This is a genomic window from Nonomuraea sp. SYSU D8015, assembly GCF_008065375.1.
Taxonomy (GTDB): Bacteria; Actinomycetota; Actinomycetes; order Streptosporangiales; family Streptosporangiaceae; genus Nonomuraea.
This window is the reverse complement of record NZ_VJYI01000001.1, coordinates 929,584-945,995: the sequence shown is the minus strand read 5'-3', so window position 1 is coordinate 945,995 and position 16,412 is coordinate 929,584. Positions and strand designations below refer to the sequence as shown.

General features: G+C 70.0%; 14 protein-coding genes. 1 reads left to right on the top strand and 13 read right to left on the bottom strand.

What is annotated here, in order from left to right; all coding sequences use genetic code 11:
* Positions 1-8: 8 nt before the first annotated feature.
* The 6 genes from ID574_RS06515 to ID574_RS06490 form a co-directional block, all read right to left on the bottom strand.
* Positions 9-662: a response regulator gene (locus ID574_RS06515; RefSeq protein ID WP_188187797.1), complete on the bottom strand. Its 654-nt coding sequence runs from the start codon at positions 660-662 to the stop codon at positions 9-11.
* Positions 659-1,831, bottom strand: a complete 1,173-nt coding sequence (locus ID574_RS06510; RefSeq protein ID WP_223166409.1) for a sensor histidine kinase — start codon at positions 1,829-1,831, stop codon at positions 659-661. The genes ID574_RS06515 and ID574_RS06510 overlap by 4 nt, the downstream gene beginning before the upstream one ends.
* A gap of 432 nt (positions 1,832-2,263) precedes the next feature.
* Positions 2,264-3,664, bottom strand: a complete 1,401-nt coding sequence (locus ID574_RS06505) for a PQQ-dependent sugar dehydrogenase (RefSeq protein WP_223166408.1) — start codon at positions 3,662-3,664, stop codon at positions 2,264-2,266.
* Between the two features lie 338 nt (positions 3,665-4,002).
* Complete coding sequence (locus tag ID574_RS06500) at positions 4,003-4,386, bottom strand: nuclear transport factor 2 family protein (protein WP_188187796.1); 384 nt, start codon at positions 4,384-4,386, stop codon at positions 4,003-4,005.
* Positions 4,387-4,692: 306 nt separating this feature from the next.
* Positions 4,693-5,394, bottom strand: a complete 702-nt coding sequence (locus ID574_RS06495; RefSeq protein ID WP_223166407.1) for a M48 family metalloprotease — start codon at positions 5,392-5,394, stop codon at positions 4,693-4,695.
* Between the two features lie 873 nt (positions 5,395-6,267).
* Positions 6,268-6,846, bottom strand: coding sequence for a TetR/AcrR family transcriptional regulator (locus ID574_RS06490; RefSeq protein ID WP_188187795.1), 579 nt, complete (start codon positions 6,844-6,846; stop codon positions 6,268-6,270).
* 60 nt (positions 6,847-6,906) lie between these two features.
* Here ID574_RS06490 and ID574_RS06485 point away from each other — a divergent pair, with 60 nt between their 5' ends.
* Positions 6,907-8,052: an FAD-dependent monooxygenase gene (locus ID574_RS06485; protein WP_188187794.1), complete on the top strand. Its 1,146-nt coding sequence runs from the start codon at positions 6,907-6,909 to the stop codon at positions 8,050-8,052.
* Between the two features lie 42 nt (positions 8,053-8,094).
* Here ID574_RS06485 and ID574_RS06480 read toward each other — a convergent pair whose 3' ends face one another.
* From ID574_RS06480 to ID574_RS06450, 7 genes are all read right to left on the bottom strand, one after another.
* On the bottom strand, positions 8,095-10,023 hold the full coding sequence (locus ID574_RS06480) for a glycoside hydrolase family 127 protein (RefSeq protein ID WP_223166406.1): 1,929 nt from the start codon (positions 10,021-10,023) through the stop codon (positions 8,095-8,097).
* 52 nt (positions 10,024-10,075) lie between these two features.
* Positions 10,076-10,684 carry a YesL family protein gene (locus tag ID574_RS06475; protein WP_188187793.1) on the bottom strand — a complete coding sequence of 203 codons (609 nt, stop codon included), beginning with the start codon at positions 10,682-10,684 and terminating at the stop codon, positions 10,076-10,078.
* The gene (locus tag ID574_RS06470; RefSeq protein ID WP_223166405.1) at positions 10,684-11,607 is read right to left on the bottom strand and encodes a carbohydrate ABC transporter permease; all 924 of its coding nucleotides are present in this window, start codon (positions 11,605-11,607) and stop codon (positions 10,684-10,686) included. The genes ID574_RS06475 and ID574_RS06470 overlap by 1 nt, the downstream gene beginning before the upstream one ends.
* Positions 11,604-12,566 (bottom strand): ABC transporter permease, encoded by a 963-nt coding sequence (locus ID574_RS06465; protein WP_188187792.1) that lies wholly within the window; start codon positions 12,564-12,566, stop codon positions 11,604-11,606. The genes ID574_RS06470 and ID574_RS06465 overlap by 4 nt, the downstream gene beginning before the upstream one ends.
* The gene (locus ID574_RS06460; RefSeq protein ID WP_188187791.1) at positions 12,566-14,164 is read right to left on the bottom strand and encodes a type 2 periplasmic-binding domain-containing protein; all 1,599 of its coding nucleotides are present in this window, start codon (positions 14,162-14,164) and stop codon (positions 12,566-12,568) included. The genes ID574_RS06465 and ID574_RS06460 overlap by 1 nt, the downstream gene beginning before the upstream one ends.
* Before the next feature lie 139 nt (positions 14,165-14,303).
* Positions 14,304-15,323 (bottom strand): LacI family DNA-binding transcriptional regulator, encoded by a 1,020-nt coding sequence (locus ID574_RS06455; RefSeq protein ID WP_188187790.1) that lies wholly within the window; start codon positions 15,321-15,323, stop codon positions 14,304-14,306.
* Positions 15,320-16,315: a LacI family DNA-binding transcriptional regulator gene (locus tag ID574_RS06450; protein WP_223166404.1), complete on the bottom strand. Its 996-nt coding sequence runs from the start codon at positions 16,313-16,315 to the stop codon at positions 15,320-15,322. The genes ID574_RS06455 and ID574_RS06450 overlap by 4 nt, the downstream gene beginning before the upstream one ends.
* Positions 16,316-16,412: the final 97 nt, after the last annotated feature.

The window sequence follows — 16,412 nt, the reverse complement described above, 5'->3', positions numbered from 1 at the left end:
CCGGGCCGCTACTCCGCGTTCTCCACGGCCTGGGCGGCGAGCACGGCCAGCCGGATCCGGTTCTGGGCGCCGGTCTTGCGCATCAGGTTGGCGAGGTGGGTCTTGACCGTCGACACGCCGAGGTACAGGCGTTCGGCGATCTCCCGATTCGACAGCCCGGCGCCCACCATGGCGAGGACGTCCCGCTCGCGCGGGCTCAGCTCGGGCAGCTCGGGCAGCGCCGTCCGCGGCCGCGCCCCGCGCGTGCGTACGGCCTGCGCCACCAGCCGTCGCAGCACCCCCTGGCTGAACGGCGGCTCGCCGTCCACGGCCCTGCGCAGGGCGGCGAGCAGGTCCGCCGGCGGCGAGTCCTTCACCAGGAACCCGAACGCCCCGGCGGCCAGGGCCGGATAGAGATGATCGTCGTCGTCGAATGTGGTGAGCACGACGATGCGGCTGGCCGGGCAGGCGGCCATGATGCGTTCTGTCGCGGCGATCCCGTCCACCCCCGGCATCCGCAGATCCATCAAGATCACATCCGGCAGCAGTACGTCGGCCAGCCGCACCGCCTCGCGCCCGTCGCCGGCCTCCCCGACCACCTCGACCTCCGGGTCGGACTCGCAGAGCATGCGCAGCCCCACGCGGACGAGCTTCTGATCGTCGGCCAGCAGCACCCGGATCACGCGTACACCGCCATACGGTCCTGCGGCAGCTCGGCCGCCAACCGCCACCCGCGCCCCGCCGGTCCCGCCTCGAACCGGCCCCCGAGCAGCTCGACCCGCTCCGCCATCCCCATCAAGCCATGCCCCTGCCCCACGGGTTTCCCCGGCGTCCCGTCGTCGGTGATCTCCAGGTGGACCGTGCCGTCCGTCACCCGTACGCACACCTCGACCTGGGCGCGTTTATCCGCGTGCTTGGCCGCGTTGGCCAGCCCTTCCTGGACCAGCCGCAGCACCGTCAGCCCGCGTACCGAGTCCAGTCCGGACACCGCCGGATCGATCGCGGATCGCACGGCGAGGCCGGTTTGCCGGGCTCGCGCCACGGCACTCTCCAATGCCTCGGGCAGGTCCGTCCAGTCGATCAACGAGAAGAACGGGCCTTCGGGGTCCACCTGTGCGGGGTCGCGCAGCACCGCCACCAGTCGCCGCAGGTCTGCCAGTGCGGCGCTCCCCGAAGCGTGCAGATCGTCGAGCACCTGAGTCACGCGGGCATCGGCTGCGGGCAGCACGTGCCTGGCCACACCGACCCGCAGCACCATGGACGACACGTGGTGGGCCACCAGGTCGTGCAGCTCGCGGGCGATCGCCGTACGCTCGGCGGCCCGTGCGGCCAGCGTCTCCGACCGGCGCCGGTGTGCCTCGGCGGCGGCGCGTTCCCTGGCCTGGCGGGCGTTCTCGCGCATCAGCCGTACGTACGCCCCCAGCAGCAGCGGCACGCCCTCCAGGACCGCCAGCCGGAAGAGGGTCGGCAGCACCTCGGCCGACGGCGCGGACATGGCGTGCACGGCCAGGAAGGCCGCCGCCACCCCCGCCCCGGCGGCGAGCCGCCGCCCGCCGCCGCGCAACGCCAGCTCGAACAGCGCCACCACCACCATCACCTTGAGCGGCACGCTCACGCTGGTGTCCAGCATGTCGCCGGCCACGACAAGGCCGGACAGCACGGCGGTCGCGATCAGCGGCAGGCGCACGCCGGCCAGGCAGACGGCCAGCCCGCCGAGCGCCAGCGCCCAGTCGGCCGGCCGCTCCGGGCGGTGCAGCAGCCGGAGGTCGCCAAGGGCCAGCACCGACAGGGCCACCAGGCGCGCGGCGGCCGCGTGGTCGTCGAAGAGACGTTCCATCCAGCGGTCGAGCACGGCACCGATGCTAGGCCTCCGACGGGCCGCGGCGGCTCCCCCAACTGGCCGGGGCAGGTCCGCCAAGTGGCCGCCGGAGCGAGCCCACGGGCGGAAGCGGTCACCGACAGGCCCCGAGGACAGCGGCGCGGCGGCCTTCCTGGCGACCGGCGTGCCGCTGGCCGCGGCCCGTGCCGTCGGCGAGTCGACCATCAACCAACGGTCCCGAAATCGGCGTGAAGCCGGCCCTCGCCGCCGTCGTGCTCTTCTGCGCCACCGCCGCACCGCCTCCGCACCGCCTCCGCATCGCCTCCGCATCGCCGCCGCATCGCCGCCGAGGGGGACGACGACGCCCGAGGCAAGGGCCGGGGGACGGCCGCTGGGATGGTCGCCCCGGTCAACGCCGTCGTCGCCGTGACCTGGGTGTGAGGACGGAAGGTGGCCCGATACGCGTCATTTGGCGGGTGCGGCCCGCCAGACGGTGTTGCCGGCGTCGTCGGCGACCAGCAGTCCGCCGGCGGCGTCGGTGATGACTCCGGCGGGGCGTCCGTAGGTGGTGCTGCCGGCGGGGTCCGGCTTGAATCCGGTGAGGAAGTCCCGGGGTTTGCCGCTGGGCATGCCGTTGGCGAAGGGCACGTAGACGACCTTGTAACCAACCGGGTCGCCGCGGTTCCACGAGCCGTGCTCGCCGATGAACGCACCACCCCGGTAGGGCTCGGGGAAGGTGGTGGAGAACGCCAGCCCGAGCGGCGCGGTGTGCGCGCCGAGGGAGTAGTCCGGGCGCAGAGCCTTGGCCACCAGGTCCGGGCGGGGCGGCTGGACGCGGTCGTCGACGTTGCGGCCCCAGTAGCTCCACGGCCAGCCGTAGAAGTCGCCGGGGCGGATTCTGGTCAGGTAGTCGGGGGACACGTCGTCGCCGAGGACGTCGCGTTCGTTGACGACCGTCCAGAGCGTTCCGGTGGCCGGCTCGACGGCCAGGCCGTTGGGGTTCCTGATGCCGGAGGCCAGGAGGCGTTCGCCGCTGCCGTCGGGGTTGACCTCCAGGACGGCGGCGCGCCGGTGCTCGACCTGCAGGCCGTATTCGCCGGCGTTGCCGGCCGAGCCGACCGTGACGTAGATCTTGGAGCCGTCGGCGGCGGCCAGCAGGTTGCGGGTCCAGTGGTTGTTGTATCCGCCGGCGGGCAGGTCGAGGATCTTCTCGCCGGACGTGGTGATGCGGGTGTCGCCGAGCCGGTACGGAAAGCGCCACACTCCGTCGGTGTTGGCCACGTAGAACATGGTCTCGGTGCCGGGCGGGGCGTCCGGGGCGACCGCGTACGGGGCCGCGGGCCTGAGCAGGGCCATGCCGAACGGCTGGCGGAGGCCGTCCAGGAAGGTGCTGCGGACGTCGGCGACGCCGTCACCGTCGGTGTCGCGCAGCAGGGTGATGCGGTTGGCGCTGCGTTCGGCGGTGGAGCCGTCGTTGCGGCGCAGCCAGGACAGCAGCCGCCGCACCGGCGAGTCGGGTTCCTTGGGCAGGGTGGAGGATTCGGCGACCAGGACGTCGCGGTTGGGCAGCTGGTAGAGCCAGCGGGGGTGGTCCAGGTCGCCCGCGAACCGCGTGACGGAGAAGCCCGCGGGCGCGGTGGGGGTCTTGCCCGCGGGCCACCCGATCACGTCGGGCGCGTTGACCTTGGGGATCGGGAAGGTGTCCGGCTCGGCGAGGCGGGGCTGGGGGCCGAGGTGCGCCTCGGTCTGGGGCTCGCCGCCCCGGCTCAGGGCGGCGAAGGTCCCGGCCGCGGCGACTATGGCGAGCAGGATCAGCGCCAGGGTGACGCGCATCGCGATCCGGACGGCGGGGTGACGGCGCGCCATCGCCTTCACCCCTGTGTCCCGGTGACGGCGGCCGGGGTGTGCAGAGCGGTGGTGGACAGGGTGCGCAGACCTTCCACGTCATGACCTTTCAGTGGGTTCGGGCAGGTGCTCCACACTGTGGCCGGTCGGCGGAATCAGCCGCTTCCACCCGCGGGCTCGGCCTGCCCGGCCACCTGGCGGAGTCGTACCGGCCACATGGAGGAGCCGCTCCCCCATCGATCGGGAAGGCAGATGCGCGGAGGCCGGACCTCGCGGACCGCGTGCACGCGGTGCCGGCGACCGGCTGGATCGTCCGGGCCTGCGCCGGAGCTCGCGGCGTCAGGGAGGCCGCGACCGGGTTACCAGCGTTCCACGAGGTGCTCGCGACCAGACGGTGGTTCATACGGCTCTGGCCAGTAGTCCACGATCCGGCTGATCAGTCCCTCGTCGGAGATCTCAAACCACACGCACGCGTCCTGATGCTCGGCGCCGACGCGCGCGTCGATCCACGCCGCGGCATGGCGGCCGTCGGCGACGATGCGCCGTGTCTGAAGGTGCCAATCACCGGGATATTCCATGTTGAACTGGAGGAAGGCCGACTTCCCGCGGATTCGTTCACGGCTTTGCGGCATCTCGTACACCACATCCTCGGCGAGCAGGGCGCCGAAGGTCTCCCAGTCACGTCGTTCGGCACTGTCAACGTAGGCGTGTACGGCGCGTCGGCTCCTGGATGTCTCGTCCATGCGGGGACCTTACATTCGATCACCGACAATTGCCGTGTGACCCGCGCCCCCCAGTGCCAGGGTCAGGTGCCGAAGTCAGGATCTGTGTGAATCCGCTCCTCCACCAGGCGGGTGACACATGCGAAGCGTGCCGGCTCCTCTTGGGAGTGTCCTGCCCACGCCTTCGAAGAGGGCCGAGGTGTCCAGCCGGAAGATCAGGGCTCTGCGCACCATTCGGCCTCCTCCGCGTCGTCCACCGGCTTCAAGACGACGTTCCCGACCCGGAAGCTCTGCCCCTGGCCCCGGCGAGCGGGTGTAGCGCGCCCGTCAGGTGGAAGGCTGCGAGCATGCTTGCCGGAGGCTCGGTCGTCGTTCTCGCTGGTACAGCGGTGGATGGGTGGAGAACAGCGCGGCGAGCCCGTGACCGCTCAGCGGGTTGGCGATCATCAGGTGCGCGACGCCGGACAGTTGCCCGGTTGCGGGCAGCGGCCTCCTGCGCGTCCAGGCGTGGATCTTCTCGAGCGCGTCGGCGAGGGCCAGGGGGTCGCCTGTGAGGGCGACGCCGTCGTCGGCGGCGGCGAACTCCCTGGTACGGCTGACGGCGAGCTTGATCAGCGTGGCCGCGAGGGGACCGAGGAGGAGCATGGCCGGCCAGCCGAGCAGACCCGGGCCGCCGTCCTCGCCGTCGTCACCGTCGGCACTCACAGGAAGGATCCAGGCCAGGTCGGCGAGCATGGTGATGGCGCCGGCCAGGGTGGCGGCGACGCTGGAGATGAGGATGTCGCGGTTGTACACGTGGGCCAGTTCGTGACCGAGCACGGCCCGCAGCTCTCGCGCGGTCAGGCCGAGGATTCCTTCGGTGACGCACACGGCCGCGTGGCCGGGGCTGCGGCCGGTGGCGAAGTCGTTCGGCTGCCGGATGGGGCTCACGTACAGGCGTGGCATGGGCTGACCCGCTTCGGCGGCGAGCTCGGCGACCATGGCGAAGACGCCCGGCGCCTCGGCCTGGGTGAGCGGCCGGGCCCGCATCGCCCGCAACGCGAGCCTGTCGGAGAAGAAGTACGCGCGACGTTGAGGCCCAGGGACAGCATCAGGGCCACGACCAGTCCGGTCCGGCCGCCGGCCCAGTAGCCCAGCGCCAGGACGACGGAGGTGAGCAGGGCGAGCAGGGCGGCGGTCTTGACGATGTTGTGCAGGCGGCGCACGGCATCTCAGCGGACTCGGTTATTCCTTACGGTTTAGCCGCCATGGGGATTGGTAGAAGGCGCGGGTAGCCCGGCACATCGAGGGCGGCCGCCGGCCGTCCCCTCCCCGATGGAGGTGAAAGAGCTTGGGTCCGAGCAGGGCCGCGCCCGGCAGATCGAGATCAACGGCTGACACACGCATGGCGGGCACCCGGCGATACGAGTTCACGGGGATCCGGCGCGGGCTCGCATCGAGATGCCGCCGCAGGGGGTGAAGAACCATTCTCCTGACGCTCGCCGTCCCCCTGCTGGCCTTCATCGGGCTGATGCTCATGCAGCGCCTGGAAGAGGTGCTGTTGCCCGCTCCCCCGGCACCTGACTCCCAGAAGCCCGGCCGTACCTCCCGGGAGGCCGGCGACACGCTCGCACCCTCGGCCGTGAGGCCTCACCCGTCGGCCGGCACCCGTCACCACCGGGCCTGCCGTCGCCCGTGCCATCGGGCCGCACCACGGCGGCCCCGGCCGGGTCGCTGCCCGCTGATCGTCTCCAGCCACCGTAGCCGCAGCACGTAGCACCTGGTCCCACGCTGAGGGCCGCGTCCTCACGCCGGCCCGAGCCGGAGGCAACCGGTGAAGGGCCGCCGCGGCCACGGCCCTGGTGGCGGCGCTCATCGTCGCCACGCCCCTCCAGCTGAGGCAGCCCCGGCAGTGCGGCCGGGTCAAGGCCGCCGCTGGACGTCTCCGGCACAGCCGTACACGATGACCTGAACCACGTTCTGGACCACGTCCCTGCTGACGCTCCCTGACGGCGCGCTGACCAGCGTGAACAGCGCACCCCCGTAGAGCGCGATCAGGGCGGGGATCTTCTCGCGGGGGATGGTGAGGCCGAGTTCGTCGTGGTGCCCGGCGGTGACGTGCAACGCCGTGTCCCGCAGACCCGCGAGCACCGAGGCGAGCGCAGGCCGGCGCGCGGCCTCCAGCTGCAGTTCGAAGATCGCCAGATAGCGGTTGCGCAAGACGGTCGCCGCTGTGAGCAGCGATTCCGTCAGCAGGTCGACCAGCGTCGCGGGCTGCTGGATGGCCAGGTCGGTGTCGGCGTGATGCAGCTCGGCGATGCGCTCCGCGACGGCCACCAGCAGCGCCTCCCGGCTGCGGAAGTAGTTCGAGGCCGTTCCAGGCGGGAGGCCGGCCGCCTTCTCCACCGCGCGGTGGGTCAGTCCGTGCACGCCCGACGACGCCAGCAGTTCGATGGCGGTGTCGGTCAGGGCTTGGCGACGGGCCGGATTGGTGGGCGGCATGCGACCATGCTACCAATAGCCGTACTAGTACGATCGTAGTGAATCGGCGAGGAGGTTCTCGTGAGGGTCGTGGTGGTCGGCGCCGGGCTCGGAGGAGTGGCGGCCGCGGTGGGGCTGCATCGTCTGGGTCATGAGGTGACCCTCTTCGAACGGGGCGCCGAGCTCCGGGAAGCGGGGACGGGGATCGTCGTCATGCCCAACGGGATTCGCGCGCTGGAAGCGCTCGGGCTCGCCGATGGCATTCGCGGGCACGTCATGCATGGGACCCACGGTGGATTGCGGGACTGGCGCGGACGGCCGCTGCTGGTCACCGACCTGGTCCAGGCGCAGCAGGAGGTCGAGACGCCCGCCATGGTCGACCGGGCGGACCTGCACCGGGCGTTACGTGCCCCGCTGCCGGCGAGCGTGGTGCGAACCGCGACCCCGGTCGAGCGCCTGGAGCCCGACCCTACCGGGGTGACCGTGATCAGCGACGGCAACCCCATCGCCAGAGCCGACGCCGTGATCGCGGCCGACGGCATCGGCAGCAGGCTGCGCGACCAGCTCTTCCCCGGCCACCCCGGGCTGCGGCGGACCGGCCGGCTGGACCTGCGCGGCATGCTGGCCCGTCCTGCCGGCCTCGTAACGGATCTGCTCGTCAGCCAGCTGGTCGACCGCCGCAGCGGGGCGATGTTCGGCCTGTTCCCCGTCGGCGAGGACCGCCTGTACTGGTTCACCGACTCCGCCCTGCGCGGCACGCCGCCCGGCGCGGACGAGGCACGCCGGCAGATGCTGTCCCTGATGGCCGACTGGCACCCTCTCGTCCCAGCGCTGATCGAGGCCACCCCGCCCGCCGACATCTACGTCGACCCGATCACCCGCCTGGCCGAACCCCTGCCCTCGTTCGCGGCCGGCAGGATCGCGCTCCTGGGCGACGCCGCGCACGCCATGTCACCCGACCTCGGCCAGGGCGCCAGCCAGGCCTTCGAAGACGCGGCCGCGCTCACCCGCCACCTGACCGGCGCCGAGCCGGCGGACGTCGCCCAGCGGCTCCTGCGCTACGACGCCGAGCGCAGACCCCGGGCCAACCGCATGATGCGGGCGGCGTACCGGCAATCGCGGCTGACCTCCCAGACCGGCGTGGCCGCGTGGGTACGCGACGCGTTGCTCCGCGCCGTACCGTCCCGGCTGGCCACCCGGCAGCTTGCCGCGCTCTGGAACGCCTGACGGTGTTTGCGAAGGCCGGAGATGGTGTGGCGGGCATTTTCGTCAGCCGTCGCCGCCGTCGCGGATCCAGACGGTCATGTCGGAGGGGCCGCGGTTGGCCCAGGAGAAGTAGGGCACGGCGGTCAGCGCGGCGCTCGATCGGCCGGGTGGCTGGTCGCTGTACAGCAGGCCGTCGGCGTCGGCGTCTGTGGTGGCGTCGGCGTGCAGGGTGACGACGCCGGTCCGCTCGTCGGGGACCGCGTGGATGCGGGTGTCGCGGCCCAGGGTGAGGGTGTGGACGGGGCAGTCGTGGTCGACGCCCTCCAGGCAGAACACGATCGGCCCGCGCTCGAGGGCGACCTTTCCGGCGGCGGAGGCGACGGCGGGGTGTGCCCAGGTTCGGCGGACTTCCATGTCGAGGTCGATCTCGATCAGGTCGCCGGCCCGCCAGCGACGATGCAGGGTGAGGTAGCCGTCGCGCAGGGCGGGCCGGTGGACGGGTTCGCCGTTGACGGTGACGGCGGGTCGCCGGCTCCAGCCGGGGATGCGGATGGAGACGGTGAATTCCGCTTCGCCATCGGCGGGGGTGACGGTGACGGCGAGGCGTCCGTCCTGGGGATAGCGCGTGTCCTGGCGGAGGGTGACCTCGCCGCCGGCGAGGGTGAAGCGGCCGGTGCCGGCCACGTAGAGGTTGACGACGGCTTCGCCGGGTCCTTGGGCGTAGATGTAGCGGCCGAGTTCGCTGATCAGCCGGGCGAGATTGGGCGGGCAGCAGGCGCACTGGAACCATTCCTGCCGGGCGACGGCGCCGCCGCTGGCGAGGGGGTTGCCGTAGAAGTAGCGGGTGCCGTCGGCGGAGGCGCCGCTGAGGACGCCGTTGTACAGAGCACGTTCAAGGGTGTCGACGTAGTGACCCTGGCCGGTGAGGTTGCTCAACCGCTGCGCCCACTGGACGAGGCCGATGGAGGCGCAGGTTTCGGCGTAGCCGTGGGCGTCGGGCAGATCGTAGGCCGGTCCGAAGCCTTCGATGCTGGGATCGGAGCCCATTCCGCCGGTGACGTACAGCTTCTTGGTGGTGAGGTCGGTCCACAGTCGCTGTACGGCCTGGAGCAGCCGCTCGTCGCCGTACTCGTCGGCCAGGTCGGTCATCGCGCTGTACATGTACATGGCGCGGACCGAGTGGCCGACGACCTCGGACTGGTCGGCCACGGGCTGATGGCTCTGGTTGTACTCGCGGAACCGCCGCAATTCCTCGGCTCGCCGGGGCAGCCTGGTGCCGAAATAGCCGGGGGTGCCGCGGCGCTGAAGCTCGAGCTCGAAGTAGTAGGGCTGCTGTCCGCGCCACTCGATGAGCCGCCGGCTGAGGTCGAGGTAGCGGCGCTCGCCGGTGACGCGGTAGAGCTTGACCAGCGCGAGCTCGATCTCCTGGTGCCCGTCATAGCCTCCGGCACAGGGGCCGTCGGTGCTGAAGACGGTGTCGATCAGGTCGGCGTAGCGCCGGACGATGTCGAGCAGCCGGGTCTTCCCGGTCGCCTCGAAGTGGGCGACGCCGGCTTCGATGAGATGGCCGGCGCAGTACAGCTCATGGGCGTCGCGCAGGTCGGTGAACCGTTGCCCCGGCTTGACGACGGTGAAGTACACGTTGAGGTAGCCGTCGTCCTGCTGCGCGCCGGCCAGCAGCTCGATCGCCTCGTCGACGGCCTGGTCGAGCTCGGGGTCGTCGGTGGTGGCCAGGCAGTGGCCGGCGGCCTCGATCCACTTGGCGACGTCGCTCTCCCAGAAGATGTGCGGCTCGTCCGGGTCTCCCGGCCGCCAGGTCAGGGTCAGGGCGTCGAACTGCTGACCGGGCCGGCGCATCTGGCTTTCCTGGTGCCTCAGCGTACGGGTGCGGATCAGCTCGCGGCGCGGCGCCCAGAACCGGTCGTCGATGGTGACCGCGGTCAGCGGCAGCGGCTCGCGACTGCGCACGGCGTCAGCGGAGGTCATGGTCATGAAGGCTCCAAACGAGGTGGTCGATGAATCGTGCTCGGCGTCCGGGGGACCGTCACGAGCCAGGAGTCGTAGGGAGGACCGAGGTGCTCCAAACGTAGGCGAAGGAGGCGAAGGCCGGTGCGGCGACCCCGAAGACCGGAACCAGTCCGGGGACGAGGTAGTACGCGCAGAGGATCACACCGGCCACGAGCAGCGTGAAAAGCGCCTGGACCGGGCGGGCGAGGACGAGGATCGCGCTCCGGCGGACGAGCGCGAACGGTCCTTCGGCGAAGTGCGCCGCGAGGATCCAGACGTTCACGGTCATGCACGACACGAACAGCGTCGTCACCCAGAGCACCGCGCCGAGCAGCGGCTCGACGACACCGAGGTCGGCGGTTTCCAGCAGCCGCCGGTCCACCAGGAGCATCGCCCACGCTGCCGCGAAGACGTAGCCCACCACGTTGGCGGTGCGGAACTCCTGCCTCCACAGCCGGCGGAATTCGCGGGGCGCGGCGGACGGAAGGAACTCGCCGCGGATGACGCCGTACACCCCGGCGGTCGCGGGGAAGACGCCGAGCACGATGCCGCCGGCCAGGCTCCACACGATCCACAGCAGGTGCAGTTTGAGCAGCAGCAGGCCCACCTCGCCCGCCCTCGTGTGCCAGGCGAGAAGGTGTTTCATCAGCCTTTCACCGACCCGATGAGGACGCCCTTCTCGAAGTAGCGCTGGAGGAACGGGTAGAGCACCAGGACCGGGAGGCTCGAGACGACGATCACGCCGTACTTGATCTGGTCGGCGTACTGCTGGTCGTAGGAGGTGCCGCTGCCGCCGGAGGCTCCTGTGCCACCGGCGAACGCCTGATTGGAAAGGAGAATGTCACGCAGCACGATCTGCAGTGGTTGCAGGGCGTTGTCCCGGACGAACACCATGCCGGTGAAGAAGTCGTTCCAGTGCTGGACCAGGTAGTACAGGCCGATCACCGAGACGATCGCCTTGGACAACGGCAGCGCGATTTTGGCGAAGTACTGCAGGTAGGAAACGCCGTCGATCATCGCCGCCTCGAACAGCTCCTTCGGCAGCGAGTGCTCGAAGAACGCGCGGGCGATGATGAGGTTGTACACGTTCACCGCAGACGGCAGGACGAACACGAGCCAGTTGTCCAGCAGGCCGAGGTCGCGATAGAGCAGGTAGGTCGGGATCAGCCCGCCGTTGAAGAACAGCGTGAAGACGAAGAACAGCATGAGGATCCGCCGCGGGCGGAACTCCGGCCGCGACAACGCGTACGCCGCGGGGAGGGTCACGACGAGGTTCAACGCGGTTCCGACCGTGCTGTAGAGCAACGTGTTGCCGTAGCCCGTCCAGATCCGGTCATCGTTGAAGATCTCCCGATAGCCGAAGAAGTTCACGCCCTTCGGCCACAGCCACACCTCGCCGGTGGAGATCAGCGACGGGTTGCTCACGGACGCGATCAACACGAAGTAGACCGGATAGAGCACCGCGAACAGGATCCCCACGCAGACCGTGCCGAGCACGAGCATGAAGACGACGTCGCCGGGTGTCTTCCTGCGGAAGAGTCCTTTGCTCGGCGGAGAGGTCGCGCTCACCACAGGCTCCAGTTCGATACGCGGCGGGCGATCGCGTTCGCGGCGATCAGGAACACGAAGTTGATGACCGTGTTGAAGAGGCCGATCGCGGTGGCGTAGCTGAACTGCGTGCTGAGGATGCCGATCTTGTAGACGTACGTCGCGATCACCTCGGACACCGGCAGGTTCAGGGTGTTCTGCATCAGCCACACCTTCTCGAAACCGGTGTTCAGCACACCGCCCATGGTGAGGATGAGCAGGACCACCATGGTCGGCACGATGCTGGGGAAGTCGACGTGCCGGATGAGCTGCAGCCGGCTGGCGCCGTCCACTTTGGCGGCCTCGTACAGCTGGGGGTCGACCCGCGACAGCGCGGCGAGGTAGATGATGCTGTTCCACCCGCAGTGCTGCCACACGTCGGAGATCACGTACACCGGCACGAAGGCCGACGTGTCGCCGAGGAGGTTCACCTCGTCGAGGCCGAAGACGGCCAGGACCCGGGTGAGCAGTCCCGTGGACGGGTTGAGGAACGCCTGCAGCATGCCGACGATGACGACGATCGAGATGAAATGCGGCAGGTACGTGGCCGTCTGCATGAACTTCTTACGCCGGCCGCCGCCGACCTGGTTGATCATCAGCGCCAGCACGATCGGCGCGACGAACCCCACCACGAGCGTGGTGACGCTGATGACGAACGTGTTCCGCAGCAACGGCCAGAACAGCGGGCTGTCGAAGAACTGCCGGAAGTACTTCAGGCCGGCCCAGTCACCACCGGTGAGACCCGCGGTGAAGTCGAAGTCCCTGAAGGCCAGCTGGATACCGTACATCGGGACGTACATGAACAGGCCGATGAATCCCACGGCCGGCAGGACCATGAGCCACAGTTGCCAGTACCTGCGGACATGCCGGCCGGCTCCCAGACCGGTTCGCCCCTGGGCGCCGGACACGGACTTGCGTGCTGCGACAAGCGATTCCGTCATCAGCGCGTCTTCGCGTACTCGTCGTAGTAGCGCTGGTAGATGTCGATGTTCTTCTGCAGACCGGAGCCCTGGACCTGCTGAACGTACTTGTCCCATTGATCGTCGACGCCGCCCTTGGTGACCCATTCGGCGAACTTCGTCATCGCGGCGTTGAGGATCGTGGTGTTGTTCAGCGCCAGCTGGTTGGTGTCGTCAGGCGTCATCTGGATGAACTGGAACGGGTAGACGTCCTTGTCCACGTCGATGTTCGCGAGCGCCTTCTCCAGCGGCTTCGTCTGCTCGACGGCCTCGTCCAGGTCGGCCGGCAGCTTCACCTCGATGTCGTCCCGGATCCAGGTGGGGCCCAGGTCCGCGACGGTGACCGTCCACTTCCACGTCGAGGGGTCGACCTTGGAGTCGGCCGGCGGGAGCACCTCGTACTCCTTGTCGCTGACCTTCTTGACGTACCGGCCGAGATCGCCCCACAACACCTGCAGTGACATCTCCTTGTCGTAGAAGGCGTTGACGACCTTGAGAGCCGCCTGCTTGTTGCTCGCCTTGGCGGACACGACGATCTGGTTCGGCGGGAAGTTCTCGGCGTAGGAGTCGTACGACCAGGCCACGGGTGTCGGCTGGCCGGCCTCCGCGAGCAGTGGCGGCATCGAGACGTACTGGTCGGCCAGCTGGGCGCCGAACCGGTCGCTGGCCGTCCAGCCCCAGCTGAAGCCGACCTTGGCCACGTCGCCGGAGCCGCGGCCGACGGCCTGGTACGCCGAGTAGTCCTGCGTCATGACGTTCTTGCTGACCAGGCCCGCGGCGTAGCAACGGTGGAGGAACTGGATCACCCGCTTGTAGCGCTCGTCGACGAGGAAATTGCCGACCTTGCCGTCCTCGAGGAAATAGCCCTGGCCACCGCCGCCCGCGATCGGCAGGCCGACGCTGCCGAGCAGCACACTGGGCTGGAAATACCCGAAGCCGCCCGTGCCGACGGGCGACCAGTCCATCGGGATCTCGTCGTTCTTGTCGCCGTTCCCGTTCGCGTCCTGTTCCTTGAACGCGACCAGCACCGTGTACAACTCGTCCCAGGTGGACGGAACGTCCAGGCCGAGCCGGTCGAGCCACTGCTTGTTGATGTACTGGTGGGTGACCGTCGTCGGCCAGAACCGCTTGTAGCCGGGAACCGCGAAGATCTCGCCGGTGGACAGCGTGGCCATCGACTTCAGCTGCGGCTTCGCCGCGAACATCGCCTTCACGTTCGGCAGCGCGTCCAGATCGTCGGCCAGGTTCTCGAACAGCGTCCGGTACGTGCCCAGGTCGGAATTGGTGATCGCGTTCGTGCCGATGATCAGGTCGGGTACGTCCCCCGCCGCCAGCATGGTGGACTTCTTCTGGTCCCAGTCGGCCGCGATCTCCTGCCACTGGATCTTCACGCCCGCGATCTTCTCCAGCTGCTTGGGCCACTCCATCGTGCTCATCGGCTTGGTCAACGCGTGCTTGGTGACGGCGATCCGGAGCGTGTTCGGATCGCTTCTGGAGCTGTTGCCGGAGCAGCCCGCGATCGCGGTGAGGCCGGCTGCGACGACGAAGGCCCGACGGGACAGAACCGGGGACGTGGCCATGGGGGTCCTCCTAAGGGGGACGGAGGGGGTGACCCAGATCTCGCTGAATGTTTCAGCGATGTTAGGTGCGCTAGTTCAGCGATGTCAATGACAAGACAATCAGCGGTGCACGTGGCCGGATCACGGTCGTGAAGGTGGATCAGGCGGTCGCGGACGAGTCGCGGATCAGCAGGTGCGTACCGGTGTGCACCTGGCGGGGCTCGCCGTCGTACCCGTCGAGGCGCTCGATCAGCAGGTGGACGGCGGCGGCGACCATCTCGCCCTGATCGGGGCTCACCGACGACAGCGACGGGATGGTGAACTCACCCTCGTCCGTGTCGTCGAAGCCGGTGACCGCGACATCCTCGGGGATGCGGATCCCGTGCGCGTGCAGGGCTTTCATCGCGCCTACGGCGATCGTGTCGTTGACGCACACCGCGGCGTCGAAGCTGGGGCCGGAACGCCGCAGCAGGCCTGCCATCGCCTCGTAACCCGAGGCCCTGCGGTCCCAGTCCGAGCTGTTGGCGACGAGCGACGGGTCGTGCTCGATGCCGTACTCCTCCAGGGCGGCGACGAAGCCGGCGTACCGGTTGCCGGTCGGGACGGCGCCTGCCGGACCGTTCCACACGAACGCCGGCCGGCGCCGGCCGGTGGCCAGCAGATGCCGGGTGATCGCCAGGAAGCCCGCGTGCTCCCCCATCAGCACACAATCGAGCGTCTTGAGCGGCGGGCCGCCGAGGGCCACCACCGGGCGGCGCAGGACGGCACTGGCGAGCAGCTGGTCGCTCAAGTGGTGGGGGCAGATGATGACGCCGTCGACGTCGGCGGTCGTCACACCGAGGACCGCGTCGCGTTCGCCGGCCTCGCCATGGGCGATCCGGAGCGTGCTGGTGAACCCGCGCTCGGCCAGGGCGAGGATGAGGCGCTCGGCGTTCTCCGCGAAGTACGGCTGGTAGAGGTTCGGCACGACGACGGCGATGCGGCCGGTCCGGCCAGAGGCGAGCCCGCGTCCGGCCTGGCTCGTGGCGTGTCCGGCCTCGTAGCCGATCTCGTCGATCGCGGCCTGAACCCTGGCCCGGGTCGTGACCGAGACTTGCGGGCGGCCGAGGAGGACGTTGGACACGGTCTTCGCCGAGACCCCGGCCCGAGCGGCGACGTCCGCGAGCGTCGGGCGCTTCATCGCGGATCCCGGCCCAGCGTGGACTCACGCCGCACCAGCTCGACGGGCGACACGACCGCGCGCGGCCGTCGCGGCGCCGTACCGGCGAGGCGGTCGGCGAGCAATTCCAGTGCGCTGCGCGCCAGCCGGGCCGGTCCGGGGTCGATCGTGGTGAGCGACGGCGTCGAGAACCGTCCGTCCTCCAGGTTGCCGTACCCGACGGCCGCCACCCGTCCGGGGACGTCGACTCCATGCTTGACCAGCGCCGCGAGAGCTCCGAGCGCCACTTCGTCGTTGACGCACAGCAGCGCGTCGACGTCCGGATGCTGCTCCAGCAGTTGTGCGGCGGCTCGCGCGCCCGCACGCCGGTCGGCCACCTCACCGAGATCCACACACGGTACGGCAGCGGGGTCGATGCCGGATTGGGCCAGAGCGGTGCGCATCTGAGGCTGGTCGGCGCCGAGCAGAGCCGGGCGGGACCGGCCCATGACGGCGAGGTGACGCGCCACCAGGGCCGCCGCCTCCGCGACATCCTCATCGACGCTGTCCGCAGTGCTGTCCGATGAGCCACCCTGCACGACGACCACCGGGCGGTCGTCCAGCCCGTCGGCGACCGGCGCCGTCGGGCCGATGACCACCACGCCGTCGAACGTCTTCCCCCGGGCGGCGAGGACCGCCTCGAGCCGGGCCGGATCGCCGCGCGTCGGCTCGACCGCGGCGAGCATTCCCCGGCGATCCGCCTCGGTGACGAGCGCCTCGACGAGACCCGCCAGGTATGGGCGGCGCAGTTCGGTGACGGCGATCCCGACCACCCCGACCAGCCCGGTCCTGAGCGCCCGGGCGGTCCTGTTCGGGACCCAGCCGAGTTCGTCGATCGCCGCGTGCACCCGCCGCACCTTCTCGGGACGGATGTGCGGCTCGCCGTTCACCACACGCGAGACGGTCTTGATCGAGACGCCGGCCCGGTCCGCCACCTCCCGCATCGTCACGCGCATGCGTACAGCGTAGGTCACGGGAGCACCTGTCAGCATTCGGCTTTGCGGCGGGCCCCACGCCGGTGATCTGCGGGCGGCGCTCGTCGAATCCGTTCGATGGGAGGCGCCGTGGCCG

Bases quoted from the DNA above. Each gene is read 5' to 3' on its own strand.
- ID574_RS06465 (WP_188187792.1), bottom strand. From the start codon at position 12,566: ATGACGGAATCGCTTGTCGCAGCACGCAAGTCCGTGTCCGGCGCCCAG.
- ID574_RS06505 (WP_223166408.1), bottom strand. From the start codon at position 3,664: ATGGCGCGCCGTCACCCCGCCGTCCGGATCGCGATGCGCGTCACCCTG.
- ID574_RS06460 (WP_188187791.1), bottom strand. From the start codon at position 14,164: ATGGCCACGTCCCCGGTTCTGTCCCGTCGGGCCTTCGTCGTCGCAGCC.
- ID574_RS06455 (WP_188187790.1), bottom strand. From the start codon at position 15,323: ATGAAGCGCCCGACGCTCGCGGACGTCGCCGCTCGGGCCGGGGTCTCG.
- ID574_RS06500 (WP_188187796.1), bottom strand. From the start codon at position 4,386: ATGGACGAGACATCCAGGAGCCGACGCGCCGTACACGCCTACGTTGAC.
- ID574_RS06495 (WP_223166407.1), bottom strand. From the start codon at position 5,394: ATGCGGGCCCGGCCGCTCACCCAGGCCGAGGCGCCGGGCGTCTTCGCC.
- ID574_RS06480 (WP_223166406.1), bottom strand. From the start codon at position 10,023: ATGACCATGACCTCCGCTGACGCCGTGCGCAGTCGCGAGCCGCTGCCG.
- ID574_RS06490 (WP_188187795.1), bottom strand. From the start codon at position 6,846: ATGCCGCCCACCAATCCGGCCCGTCGCCAAGCCCTGACCGACACCGCC.
- ID574_RS06475 (WP_188187793.1), bottom strand. From the start codon at position 10,684: ATGAAACACCTTCTCGCCTGGCACACGAGGGCGGGCGAGGTGGGCCTG.